The sequence below is a fragment of the Pandoraea terrigena genome (genome assembly GCF_902459705.1).
Lineage (GTDB): Bacteria > Pseudomonadota > Gammaproteobacteria > Burkholderiales > Burkholderiaceae > Pandoraea > Pandoraea terrigena.
The window spans coordinates 18,517-31,352 of the sequence record NZ_CABPRU010000004.1; the positions used below are offsets into that span (position 1 = coordinate 18,517).

General features: G+C 63.5%; 11 protein-coding genes and 1 pseudogene. 8 read left to right on the forward strand and 4 right to left on the reverse strand.

Going from position 1 to position 12,836, the window contains the following annotated elements; genetic code table 11:
• Positions 1-103 precede the first annotated feature (103 nt).
• The 4 genes from PTE31013_RS10210 (at position 104) to PTE31013_RS10225 (ending at position 5,311) form a co-directional block, all read left to right on the forward strand.
• The gene (locus PTE31013_RS10210) at positions 104-1,564 is read left to right on the forward strand and encodes a GGDEF domain-containing protein (RefSeq protein WP_217426224.1); all 1,461 of its coding nucleotides are present in this window, start codon (positions 104-106) and stop codon (positions 1,562-1,564) included.
• Positions 1,565-1,597: 33 nt separating this feature from the next.
• Positions 1,598-2,179 carry a TMEM175 family protein gene (locus PTE31013_RS10215; RefSeq protein WP_150612719.1) on the forward strand — a complete coding sequence of 194 codons (582 nt, stop codon included), beginning with the start codon at positions 1,598-1,600 and terminating at the stop codon, positions 2,177-2,179.
• 84 nt (positions 2,180-2,263) lie between these two features.
• Positions 2,264-2,482 (forward strand): RNA-binding S4 domain-containing protein, encoded by a 219-nt coding sequence (locus PTE31013_RS10220; RefSeq protein WP_150612720.1) that lies wholly within the window; start codon positions 2,264-2,266, stop codon positions 2,480-2,482.
• A 198-nt stretch (positions 2,483-2,680) separates the two neighbouring features.
• Complete coding sequence (locus tag PTE31013_RS10225; protein WP_150612721.1) at positions 2,681-5,311, forward strand: sensor domain-containing protein; 2,631 nt, start codon at positions 2,681-2,683, stop codon at positions 5,309-5,311.
• A 41-nt stretch (positions 5,312-5,352) separates the two neighbouring features.
• Here PTE31013_RS10225 and PTE31013_RS10230 read toward each other — a convergent pair whose 3' ends face one another.
• Complete coding sequence (locus PTE31013_RS10230; RefSeq protein ID WP_150612722.1) at positions 5,353-5,586, reverse strand: DUF3717 domain-containing protein; 234 nt, start codon at positions 5,584-5,586, stop codon at positions 5,353-5,355.
• 393 nt (positions 5,587-5,979) lie between these two features.
• Between PTE31013_RS10230 and PTE31013_RS10235 the strand changes: the two genes are divergently transcribed.
• The 4 genes and pseudogenes from PTE31013_RS10235 to PTE31013_RS10250 form a co-directional block, all read left to right on the forward strand.
• Positions 5,980-6,381, forward strand: coding sequence for a hypothetical protein (locus PTE31013_RS10235; RefSeq protein ID WP_150612723.1), 402 nt, complete (start codon positions 5,980-5,982; stop codon positions 6,379-6,381).
• Positions 6,382-6,459: 78 nt separating this feature from the next.
• Positions 6,460-6,795 carry a hypothetical protein gene (locus PTE31013_RS10240; protein ID WP_150612724.1) on the forward strand — a complete coding sequence of 112 codons (336 nt, stop codon included), beginning with the start codon at positions 6,460-6,462 and terminating at the stop codon, positions 6,793-6,795.
• Positions 6,796-7,251: 456 nt separating this feature from the next.
• Complete coding sequence (locus tag PTE31013_RS10245) at positions 7,252-7,563, forward strand: hypothetical protein (RefSeq protein ID WP_150612725.1); 312 nt, start codon at positions 7,252-7,254, stop codon at positions 7,561-7,563.
• Positions 7,564-7,778: 215 nt separating this feature from the next.
• A pseudogene (locus PTE31013_RS10250) lies at positions 7,779-7,949 on the forward strand (rubredoxin); the annotation flags it as partial.
• 64 nt (positions 7,950-8,013) lie between these two features.
• On the opposite strand, the gene PTE31013_RS10255 reads toward PTE31013_RS10250, so the two are convergent.
• The 3 genes from PTE31013_RS10255 to PTE31013_RS10265 form a co-directional block, all read right to left on the reverse strand.
• Positions 8,014-8,256 (reverse strand): hypothetical protein, encoded by a 243-nt coding sequence (locus PTE31013_RS10255; protein WP_246174267.1) that lies wholly within the window; start codon positions 8,254-8,256, stop codon positions 8,014-8,016.
• A gap of 221 nt (positions 8,257-8,477) precedes the next feature.
• Positions 8,478-10,061: a sensor domain-containing diguanylate cyclase gene (locus tag PTE31013_RS10260; protein WP_150612727.1), complete on the reverse strand. Its 1,584-nt coding sequence runs from the start codon at positions 10,059-10,061 to the stop codon at positions 8,478-8,480.
• 490 nt (positions 10,062-10,551) lie between these two features.
• Positions 10,552-12,780 (reverse strand): bifunctional diguanylate cyclase/phosphodiesterase, encoded by a 2,229-nt coding sequence (locus PTE31013_RS10265; RefSeq protein WP_150612728.1) that lies wholly within the window; start codon positions 12,778-12,780, stop codon positions 10,552-10,554.
• Positions 12,781-12,836: the final 56 nt, after the last annotated feature.

The window sequence follows — 12,836 nt, forward strand, 5'->3', positions numbered from 1 at the left end:
GACCCGCAGCTCACCCTGCGGGTCGCCTTTTTCACGACCTGTGCTTTCGTCACGGATGCCATCGGCATGTCGCCAGCCGCGCTATCATGGGCCGCTTGCCATCATGCCCGTCATCAAGTTACGCCTGCCGAGTGCCCGCCATGACCGAACGCCTGCCCGTCGAACTCTCCAAAGCGTATCGCCTGCTCAATCACGGCCCCACCGTCATTGCCGACGGCAACTTCTTCGAAACCGGCGAAGCGTTCGAAGTCAAATCATGAGCCACCCGCTGCCTGCATCTCATGACGTCGACACCCCGCACGACAGCCCCGACGACATCGCCCATGACGTCGCGCAGGCCGCCCGCGCCCTCTGGCACACGAACGGCACGAACACGACAACCGGCTCAACGCCCCCGCATTTGCCAACCGGCGACGAGCGCGGCAGAATTGACGCCGTTCCAGACATTATCGATCGAGCGTCGCCATTGACGCCTCCCCGTCGCGACATGACCGCCTCCGGAGCCGACTTCCACGCCCTGCATGCGCCCGCGTCCCCGCCGAAGCATGACCCGACCTCCGACGCGCGCCTCGACGAGACTGAACGTCTCGCGGCGCTGCGCCGTTACGAAATTCTCGATACGCCACCCGAGCCCGCGTTCGAGCGCATCGTGCATCTCGCGTCCCATGTGATCGACGTGCCAATCTCCCTGGTCTCGCTGATCGACGAAACCCGCCAGTGGTTCAAGGCACGTCAGGGCATCGACACCGCGCAGACCCCGCGCTCGATGGCCTTCTGCGCGCATGCCATTCTCGAGGACGACGTCCTGGTCGTGTCCGACGCCCGCGCCGACCCACGCTTCGCCGACAACCCACTGGTGACGGGCGCCCCGAACATTCGTTTCTATGCAGGCGCGCCACTGCGCACGCCCGAAGGGCATCGGTTGGGTACCCTGTGCGTGATGGACCGCCGCCCCCGCACGCTCGACGCCGAAAAGCGCACCCTGCTCGCGGATCTGTCCGCACTCGTCGTCGACGCCCTCGAGCTGCGCCGCGTCAATCGTGTGCTGGGCGACATGGCCATGCGCGACGGCCTGACCGGCGCACTCAATCGCCGCGCCTTCCTGGTGCAGGCCGAACGCCAGTTTTCCGCGGCCCGCGCTCAGCAGCGTCGTTTATCCGTCCTGATGCTCGACATCGACCATTTCAAGCGGATCAACGACACTTGGGGTCATGCCGTTGGCGATCGCGTCATCGTGGAGTTGACACTGATCATGCGCGCCACGCTGCGCAAGGGCACGGTGATCGGTCGTCTGGGCGGCGAGGAATTCGCCGTGCTGTTGCCCGAGGCCGACGCACAACGCGCCGTGCAGGCCGCCGAACGCCTGCTTATCGCGATCGGCGGCGCCAGCATGCCCGGCGCCAGCGGATCCAAGGGCCTCACCGGGCCGATCCGCTTTTCTGCAAGCATCGGCATCGGCAGCCTCACCCCCGACGACGCCGAATTCGGCAGCCTGCTGCAACGCGCCGACCGGGCGCTCTACGCCGCCAAGCAGTCCGGCCGCAATCGCGTGGCCGTGATGTGACCCTCCTGAGCGACTGACAACAACAACAACACCATGGGTAAAAACCGACTCGAAGCCTTCAGCGACGGCGTGATCGCCATCATCATCACGATCATGGTGCTGGAGATGAAAGCCCCGCACGGAAGCGAGCTGGCCGATCTCCTGCCGGTCGCTCCCACGTTCCTCACCTATATCCTTAGCTACATCTACGTCGGCCTGTACTGGAACAACCATCATCATCTTTTCCATGTCGTCCAGCGAGTCTCGGGCGGCGTGCTCTGGGCCAACCTTCACCTGCTCTTCTGGCTGTCGCTGATCCCGTTCGTCACGCGCTGGCTCGGGGATAACCATTTCACCGCCTGGCCGACGGCGCTCTATGGCATGGTGCTGTTCATGGCGGCCGTGGCGTATTACCTGCTCACGCGCGCGCTGCTTGGTGTGCATGGCACCGGGGGAAATGTGAAGCTCGCCGCCGCCGTTGGGCGAGACGTCAAGGGCAAGCTGTCGGTCGTAGCCTACGCGCTGGCCATCGGGCTGGCGTTCGTCGTGCCGGCGTTCTCGCTTGCGCTGTACGCACTGGTCGCCGCCGTCTGGCTGATCCCGGATCGCCGGATCGAACAGGTGATCGAGCCATAACGCGGCGCGCGTGGGCGGCCGTCATACGCTCACCCGCGGTGGCAGTCGACGCGCATCGGGTTTTTACGTAGTATCCGCTCCATCATGCAAAACGTAACCTTTGAACTGACAGGCGAATTCGTCGCCCTGAACGACTTGCTCAAGCTCACCGGCCTTGTGGATTCGGGCGGTGCCGGCAAAGTGATGGTGGCCAGTGGCGCGGTCAGCGTCGACGGCCAGCGCGAGACTCGCAAGACCTGCAAGATCCGCGCCGGTCAGACGGTTTCGGTCGACGGAGTGCGCATTCGCGTCATATCGGCTTGAGGTCCGCCGAGGCCGCCCAGGCGCTCACTGCACGCCAACGCAATCTCTTACTGCCCGGAACGGCGTCGACGTGTCGCGCCCCCCGGTTTTTCCCACGTGAGCCTGCCCCCGCAGGTCGCTATACTTGAAAGCGATTCTGGCGTGTCAGCCCAAGTCACACCCGACAATGTCCACAGGACGTCCGAGGAGGCCGTTGCGATGGTCGTACCCGGTTCACCGTCCGTCACCGGCGCCGCGCCGGGGCGCGAAGCGCTGCTCGCTGCGCTCGACCATTCGCTGGGCATGCTCACGCTTACGCCCGATGGCATCGTCGTCGATGTCAACGACAAGCTGCTCGGCATGTTCGGTTACGCGCGCGCCGACCTGCTCGGCCAGTCGCACGCCCTGCTGTGCGACCCCGCCGACCCCACATGCGGCAACGCCCTCGCCAAAGTCATCAGCACCCACCGCTCGCACACCGGGCAAGTCCGCCGGCGTCGCCGCGACGGTAGCCCGATCTGGCTCGAAGCCACCTACAATCCCGTCATCGACGACGATGGCAAGCTCGCTTTCGTCATCAAACTCGCGGTTGACGTGACGGCGCACGCGGAGCGTCAGGCGGCCGACAACGCCCGCCTGCATCTGCTCTCGCTCGGCGTCGACGAGACCGACAACGCTGTGCTCATCACCGACGCACAGGGTTGCGTGTGCTATGTCAATGCGGGGTTCACGCGCATGTTCGGCTACGCCGCGAACGAGCTCGTCGGCCAGTCAGCCAACGTCCCGTCGGACGAGACACCGGTGGGTCAGTTCGCCGATAACGCGTGCGCGGTTGATGTCAAAGCGGCCCTCGCGCTCTACCTCGTTTCCGCCCGCGACGGCCGCAGTTGCCATAGCGAAGTGCTCGTGCGCACGGCGCAGCGCCAGCCGCTTTGGGTGTCCGTGGTGACGAACCCGATTCTCGACGCAAACGGCAAGCTCATCAACGCCGTAGTGCTGTTCACGGACATCACGCAATCGAAGATTCAGGAAGTGTTGCAACACAAGGCGCTCGCCGCGATGGTGCGCGATGCCCCCCTCGCCGAGGTGCTCACGCTCATCTGCCGCGAACTGGAGCAGATTGCCCCCGAGGTCGTGGCCTCGGTGGTGCGGGTCGATGCCGAAGGCCGGCTGCGTCCGCAGGCAGGGCCAAGCCTGCCTGCGCAGTATCACAAGCGCATCGACGGCCTGGCCATCGGCCCGAACGTGGGCACGTGTGGCACGGCAGCGTTCCTGGCGCGCCCGGTGATCGTGACCGACATTGCCCACGACCCGCGTTGGGCCGATTTCCGCGACATGGCGGCCGAATTCGGACTGGCTGCGTCGTGGGCCATGCCCATCATCGCGAACGATGGGCGAGTGCTCGGGGTGCTCGGTTTCTATTACCGCACGCCGCGCAGCCCGGACGCCCTGCATGAACGGCTCGTCGACGTCTGCGTGCATCTGTGCAAGCTGGCCTTCGAGCGCGACGAGTCGCGCACGCGCATTCGTCAACTGGCGTTCTCGGACAACCTCACCGGCCTGCCCAATCGAAGCATGCTTGGCGTGCTCGCGGCGCAGGCGATCGCCAGCGCCGCGGAGTTGAACGCGCGCATGGCCGTCATCTTCATCGATCTGGATCGCTTCAAGCAGGTCAACGATTCGCTCGGCCACCTGGCAGGCGATGCCTTGTTGCGCACGATCGCCCAGCGTCTGCGGCGCTCGCTGCGCGGCGCCGATATCGTCGCGCGCCTGTCTGGCGACGAGTTCGTGGCCATGCTCACCGAGTGCGACCCCGAGCGGCTCGATATTGCCCTCGAGCGCATGCGCAGCGCATTGCGTGCGCCGTGCCAGATCGACGGCGTGACGCTTACGCCGTCGGGCAGCTTCGGCATCAGCCTGTATCCGAATCACGGCAAGGAATTCGACATCCTGCTGCAGCGTGCCGACATGGCGATGTACCAGGCGAAGATGACCAGCCCGGGCAGCGTGCGTATTTATCACGAAGACATGAACCTCCAGGCGCAGGAGCGGCTCGAGCTGGAGACCGCCATGCGCGACGCCCTGCGCCACGGCAAGCTCCAGCTTTTCTATCAGCCGCAGATCGACCTGTCCGACGACTCGGTCTACGGTGCCGAGGCGCTGACGCGCTGGACGCATCCGCAATACGGCGACGTGTCGCCGTCGCGCTTCATATCACTGGCGGAGGAATGCGGCCTGATCGGAGAGCTGGGCACCTGGACGCTGCGCGAGTCATGCCGGCAATTGGCGGATTGGCGCCGACGAGGCGTCGGCATTGGCAACGTGTCGGTCAACCTGTCGCCGACGAACTTCCACGATCACGATCTGCCCCGCACGATTGCCGACGCACTGGCCGATCACGATCTCCCACCGTCGTGCCTGGCCATCGAAATCACGGAAAGCGTGTTGATGGACCACAATCCGAGCACGCTGCGCATCATCGAGGAAGTCCACGGCATGGGCGTCCGTCTGTCGATGGACGACTTCGGCACCGGCTACTCGAGTCTTGGCTATCTGCGCCGGCTGCCGGTCTCGGAGCTGAAGCTCGACCGCAGCTTCGTGCATGACATCGCCCTCGACGAAACGGTGCGGGCACTGACCAACGCCATCATCAGTATCGGTCGTAACCTGCGTCTTACCGTTGTCGCGGAAGGGGTAGAGGACGAAGCCCAGCGAGCACTGCTCGTCGCCCAGGGGTATCGCGTGGCACAGGGGTATCTATTCTCCCCCGCCCGGTCGGCCGTTGACCTCGAACACTGGCTCGAACAATGGTTGGCACGGCAACCCTCATCGAACGCCATTCCGTCCTGAAACATCCTGAAGGGTCTAGGAACGTTCGGAATCATCGCGAATCATGGCGCGAGACCCAGCTCCATCTGATGCAGCGCCGTCTCGATGGCCTGGCTTTGCTCGGCGTCGAGCGCATCGGCGGCAATGCTTGTCTCGCGGCGGTAGATCATCTCGCCATAGATGTTGGCCAGTGCACGCGCCGACTGACATAACGACCAGTGGCTGTCGGCGGCCTGGCGGCCAGTCCAGTAGTTGATCGCCTGCTCGATTTCGGCGATGGAGTAGTTGGCTTTCATGAAAGAGTATGTCTCGCCGTGAAGTGGAATACTGTGATTATATACAGTGGCAAAAAAATCGGTGAATTGCCCATGTCATGTCCGGGATAGGTCCGGATCCGCCATGCGTCGATTCGTCGATTCTCAGGCGCACGTTTCGGAACTGCAACACTTGACGTGCGGCCATCCGCGCAAACGCTTCATCGCAACCTCCACAATCCCCGAGGAATCATCCACTTATCGATTCCGGCACGATATTGGCTTCAGGATCGTGAAAACGCCGCGCAGCCGCTTGCGATGCTCGCCCTGCGCGCCCCAACGATCGCCCCGACGGAGCGCGCCATGCCCCCGAGACACACCAGGCCAAGAGTCCCGCCCACGTTGCATCCGGCTTTGCCGCCCGCGGTTCGTCACATGGCCTCGCGTCGCGTCGGCCTGTTCCTGCTCAGCGTGCTGATCGCGTGCATTGCACCCCGGGTCCACGCCCAAGCCTTGCCGCCGGCCGCGACACCCGCCGATCCCTTTCATCAGCCGTGTGTTGCCGTGCGCGCCTCGCCGGAAGCCTCCATGCCGGGCGGGCGCGGCACGCGTCGCGGCCTGGCCGTCCCGCGCCGGGTCGTGAAGACACCGGCCGCCGGGCGCGTCGTTCGAAAAGAATACGTCGACCTCGACAACCGCTGTGCGACACCGCCTGCATTCGCGCCGATGCGTGACGTCGACTCAACCTCCATCTGGCATGTGGACGCCCCCGCAGGCGACATGCACGCGACCGCAAAGCCGTCCGCGACACGTGCCTTGCACGGTCGCACGTCCTGAGCAGCACAGCACGACGTTTGCTATCCTGCGTCTTTCGCACGCCTTCGTCGTTGCGCCCCCAGAGTTTCCGGAATCTCAATGCCCGCCAATCCCCCCAACCGGCCTGACACGCCCGACACGTCCTACGCCTCCGACAAGCCCCGCAGCGCCAAACCTTCGCCCGTCGGTGCCATGCCGCCACCGGGCGCGCTGCCGCTCGCCTGGATCGGGTTGCTGGCCGCTGCCGCCTGGGTGCTCAAGAGCCCACATCCTACCTGGGCCGTCGGTGTGATGTGTCTTTGCGCCGGTCTGATTTCGTCGTTCGGCGCGCGTCGCCGCGGCCGTGGGCCATGGCCCGCCTTCTTCACGGGCCTGCTCCCGGTCGGCGTCGCGCTGTTCTTCGCGCTGCTGATGCTGCGCCCGCTGCTTCGGTGAGGATGCAGCGTCGGTTCGTGTCACCCTCCGGTGCCGACCGGCGTCCCGCATCCCGACGCTTGTCCAGCGCTCGACGAGTTACCCACAGGTTCTGTGGATAACCCACTGGATAACCGGGCATGTGAGCGCTGAAACGCCCGTCATTACAAGGTGTCAAGAGGATTGCCCGTTTCAGCGTCAGCCTTGGATAAATTTTTTAAGCTTGACGTTTCAGCGTGCTTCTGTACGCACGCGTTACGCTGCGTCATGCCTTTGACGTGACGCAAACCCTTGGGAAATCACGCGGCGGTTCGCGCGAAAAGCGAGGGCTGCGCGCCGATGGGAGGGTTCGCAGCGCAAGGGAATCAGCCTATGATGGAATCGTGCGATACCTCGCCATGCATGACCAGGGATCCTCGCAGGATCCGCGGTTCAGCGGCCGCTTCGCTTTTCAGTAACCTAGGGAGAACGTCTCGTATGACCCAATCCGACAAACCGTCCGTTACCTCTGCCCCGTCGCCCGCCGACGCGTCCGCGACCGAAGCGGAGCGCGTCCATCTGGACGACCTGCTCGCGCGTCACTCGGTCACGGAAACGGTCGACCGCGCATCCGTCATCGACTTGATCAACGCATTGCGCTCGCCGGATGTCAAAACAGCGGAAGACCGTGATCGGGTCGTCAAGGGAAGTCGCTTATGGCGCGAGGTATCCCATCGCGACACCGCGATTTCGCTGCTCAACTCGCTCGCGCAGATGGCGCCGATCTTCCTGAACCAGATTCACTGGTAACCTCTGTCGCGCCGGTCGTGGCCGGCGTGCCCCCTTCCTGCGTCCGTCCCTCTCTGATTCGCGCACCTGCCGCACCCATCCATTGATCTGGATTAACGTTGCATGTGGACACGCCCGCCAGCAAGCCGGACGTCGGGCTGCGCTTGCCTTACAATGCGGATCGCGCAAGTTATCCCTGTTGACCCGACATCATGACGACCACGCTGGACACCTCCACCGAATTCAAGCGCTGGATCTGCCTGATCTGCGGCTGGATCTACAACGAAGCCGAAGGCGCGCCGAACGACGGACTCGCCCCCGGCACGCGCTGGGTCGACGTGCCCGCCGACTGGCGCTGCCCGGAATGCGACGTCGCAAAGGGCGATTTCGCGCTGTCGGAGTTCTGAGTGCGGTAGCGGACGCGCACAGGGCGCCGGGGCCTGGCGTCCAGCCCACCCCGTCGGCGCATTCTCAGTGATGCCAACCCCATCCGCCGCCTCGGCCGTGCCAGCCGCGGTAATATCCGCGGCCGTAATAGCCGCCCGATATCCCAAACGTCACCACCGGCGCGGGCTCGACCGCGTAGCCCGGCGCATAGCCATAGCTGTCGTAGTAAGCGTTACCGTACGCCGGTGGGCCATAAGGCACGGCAACACAACCGGCCATCATCACCGCGACGGCAGCGCCGCCGGTCACCCAAAGTAGTCGTTTCACGATAAGGTCTCCCGCATGAGCTATTTGCGTCATGTGCGAAGAGAGTCGACGATCGACCATCGGCGGTTCGTCGAGCCTCGCAGCCCATGGTTGACTTATTAGACATGCAAGTTCCCGTGAAATCCACGCAGAGCGCGGCTTCTTTGGTTACCAAACGTGACATTGGTAACTGCACCGCAATATGACGTGCGGCCGGTGCCCGGCAGGCACCCGGTCCCGGATCAGAACACCCAGCAACGGTCGCGACCGGCGCGTTTCGCGCGGTAGAGCGCCATATCGGCACGCTCGACCATGGACATTGCCGAATCGTCGTCCTGCCACTCGGTGATGCCGAAACTCGCCGAGAAGCGCAGCGGTGGCTCACTGCCCTCCAGCGACTCACGCTTGCAGCGCTCGCGAATGCGATCCGCCACGCGCAGCGCGTCGCGCTCGCTCGCCCCCGGCAACAGAATCGCGAACTCCTCGCCACCGATACGACCGATCAGGTCGTCGCCGCGCAACGTCGACGAACACACCAGCACAAAACGGCACAGCACCTGATCGCCGATGGCATGCCCGTAGGTGTCGTTGATGGACTTGAAGAGATCGAGATCGGCCACGATGAGGCTCATCGGCTCGTTCTTGCGTTGCGTGCTTTCCAGCAGCCGCTCGAAACGATGAAAGAAATAGCGCCGAGTCAGGCTGCCCGTCAGTTCATCGTAACTCGCCTCGAACGCCAGTTGATGATTGGCCGCGCGCAGCGCCTCGTTCGACTGACGGGCGACCTGATGCTGCGCCCGCTCGCGCCAGTAAGTCCAGATCGCGAGGGTCACAATGACGACACCGCCCAGGTATAGCAGGAAACACAACGCCAGATCCTTGGCATGCTCTCGCGTGAGCGCCTCCCAGGCGTCAACGCCTTCCACCGCATAGACGATCAGGTCGTTGCTTGAACTCGGACGCGACGCGATCACGAACGGCTTGCGGAACTCACCGAATGCCGACATCCGCGCGAGCAATTCCTGCGGCACCCAGGCGTTCGAGCGGCCCGGCGCACGCTTGAACGGCGAGATGGGCATGCGTGCGAAGTCGCGGCGCTGATACAACGCCCGCCGCTCGGCATCGGAGAGCGCCCCCAGCTTCCCGTCGAGCATGAAACGATTCTCGAAGCGGGGGTCGTTCGCCATGATGACCACGCCGTTGCCGTCTACGATGAACGATTCGCCACTGCCCACCCAATGACGCAAGCGTCGGAGTCCGATCTTGGTCATCACGACACCAACCAGCGCGCCTTGGCGATACACCGGCGCGCTGAAATAAAGGCCGGGCGCCTGTTGCTCCCAGCCCGCGGCATAGCTCTCGAAGCGTCCGCCCAACAGCGCATTGGTGACGTAGGGCATGTCGGCCACGGACTGCCCGATCGGTGTCGGCTGGTCACCGAAGTTGCTCGCGGCGACACAGACGCCGTTAGCATCGATCAGCCACACCCGGTCAACGCCAAAGTATCCCTGGGCGCCAAGCAGAAATTGGTTGGCACGATCGACGATCTCGGGGGACGGCGCCCCGCCGCCCGGCGGGCGCAGGACGTCGCTCAGCAAATCCACTTCGGCCAACGTGGACGGAATGGCGCGCACCATCGCCAGATCCGTGTTGATCGCGTGAATCATGCCGTCGGCGACACGGTCGGCCACCATTTGTCCGGCGTCGACGCTCTGGGTAAGCTTGTTACCGACCAGCGACGTGGCAGTTCGGTCCGCCGCAACCCAGCAGACGACCAGCACGCCAACCGAGACGCTGGCAGCATAAAGCCAATGCCTTATCCTCATCCGAAAATAAAACGCTCGTTCTAATATTATTCACTTCTTACGTTGGCGAAATATCCACCCCATTCGTGTCGCGTTTCTGTCATTTCCCCGGACAGAAGCTCTGGTCGCGACTGGCATCCGTAGTGCCTGCGAATTACCGCCAATTCTGGTCTGCGCGTCGAACTCGTTCCCCCCTTCCCGATCCCCGGCTTGTCGCGCCCCGCGCCTTCGGATCCTGACTGCCCTGCATTGCCCACCCCGACAACGGCAGGCGGCTGACACCCTGCCGTCCTCGCCTTCAGGCATCGCCCGCGAAGGCTGGCAGCCGTCCGCTCTCGCCGCTTATGCCGCGCATGCCGATCAGATTCATCACGAGAATTCGGCAATTTTATAGCACGCCGACGATCACACCGTACCGACGAACATCAAATCACGAATTTATTACGAATATCTATTTAATCTATTAACTGGCCGGATACTTCCCTCGTTCCCCTCGTCCCATTGCGAGGATTTACTGGCAAATACCTAAACGCGCGATGACCGAATCAAGCTGCTCGATTTCCACTGGGCGGGAGAATAAGTAACCCTGTGCGCACAGCGGCACGAAATGACGCAGCCAATCCAGTTGCCGCGCGTTCTCCACCCCCTCGACAATCAGCTCGATACCCAGCGAACGCGCGATGTTGACGATGTTCGAAATCATGAGGCACGAACGCGACGAATCGGGGATCGACTCCACGAATGAGCGATCGACCTTGAGGGTGTCGACGGGAAAACGCGTCAGGTAGGACAACGACGAGTATCCGGTACCGAAGTCGTCCAGCGCAATGCGCACTCCGGCGCGCTTGAATTGCTGGATCTTCATCTCCACGAGCGCCGGGTTCCTGACCATGACCGATTCGGTGATTTCCAGCTCCAGACGATTCGGCTCGATCGCATACGCCCTCATGAGACGCTCGACCAGCTCGCCAATATCGCCGCGCCAGAATTGCACTGACGAGACATTGACGGCCAGCCGCAGCGACGCCATCGGCGTGTCTCGCCACGCCGCCAGTTGGCGGCACGCCTGCGTCAGTACGTACTCGCCGATGGCGACGATCTGCCCGGTCGTCTCCGCCAGGGGAATGAAGTCGCCCGCACTCAGGACGCCTCGCTCCGGGTGACGCCAGCGAATCAACGCCTCCATGCCACGCACGCAATCGGACTCGAGCGCGACGATGGGTTGATAGGCGAGGAAGAATTCCCCGTTGGCCAGCGCCTGCTCCATCTGGCGCTCCCACACAACGAGCTGATGGGCCTGATACGTCATCTGCTGTGTGTAGACGCGCACGACGCTCTTGCCAGCCTCCTTGGCCGAGTACATGGCCAGATCGGCCTTCTTGATGAGATCGGCTTCGGTTTCCTCCACCTTGGACCAAAACGTCACGCCAATGCTCGCGTGCAACGCGAATGAGGTGCCGTCGGCCACCATCGGCGACTTGAGAGTGGCAAGCAGCGTCTCGCCCAACGGCTCGGCTTCGTCCGGCGCGCCGCCGCCTTCGAGCAGCACCATGAACTCGTCGCCGGCAAAACGCGCCAGCATCGCGCCTGGCGGCATGCGCGGGGCGAAGCGCTCGGCCACCTGTCGAATGATCTCGTCACCCTGCGTATGGCCCAGTGTGTCATTGACGCTCTTGAAGTTGTCCAGGTCGATGTGCAGCAGCGCCACCTTGCCGACCTGATCAGGCGTGGCCAGCGCGCGCCGAAGCGACTCCATCAACGCGTAACGATTGGGAAGTCCGGTGAGCGCGTCGAACGAAATCAGACGCGTGAGCTGTTGATCGCGACCGATCAGCCGCTGCATCAGGTAGGCGATCAGCGCGAAGAACACGACGAGGGCGACCGACACGAACGTCGCCATCGTCAGATAGACCCGCGTCACATGCTGGTGCTCGGCCAGCGCCTCTTCCATCGACAGGCCGACCTGAACGGCAAGTGGGTAATCGCGCAGATGACGGTAAGCCACGATGCGCTCAACGCCATCGATGGGATCGCGCTGAATGCCGGAGGTGCGTTGCGCTGCCGAGAACAGCGGCAATTCGCCCGTACCGGTGACGGCAACGCCAGCGCCGGCACTTCGCGCGAGCATCCCACCGTCGTCGGCAACGACGGCGACCTCTCCATACTGGCCGAGTACGGCGTTTGTGTAGAAGTCCGTGGTGAAGTACGCTGGCGACTGAGACACGACCACCACACCGGCGAAGCTGCCATCGGGATGGTTGAGCCGCCGGGTGAACTGAAGCACCCACTTGTGCGATACGCGTCCAAGGACCGGATGACTGATGAACAGATTATCGTTCGCGAGTTCCTGATGCACCCGGAAGTGCTCCCGGTCGGCGATGCTGATCCCGACGCCGGCGCCCATCGTCGTGGCGACGACGGTGCCGTTCGCATCCGCCACGCTGACCAGCACCATGAAGGGATCCATGACAGTCCCTTCGGCGAGGGACCGCTTCAGATCGAAATTCCCGTGATGTCGTTCGTACTCGTATTTCACGAAACGAGTCAGTTGATCGACCTGACGGATGGCCCGCAGCGTATGCTGCTCAAGTGCCGTCGCCACGGTCGACGCCGAGCCAGCCGCGTCGCGCAGAATAGCCTTGCGCTCGATGGCGATGCGCCAAAGCACAGCCGCCCAGACGAGGGTCAGGATCAGCAGACCGAAAATCAGAATTGCGGCAATCGAGCGATGGGGTGTCATCCAACGCCCGCGTTGCACTCCGGTTGTGCTCGGTTCCGCCATAGATCGAGATCCTT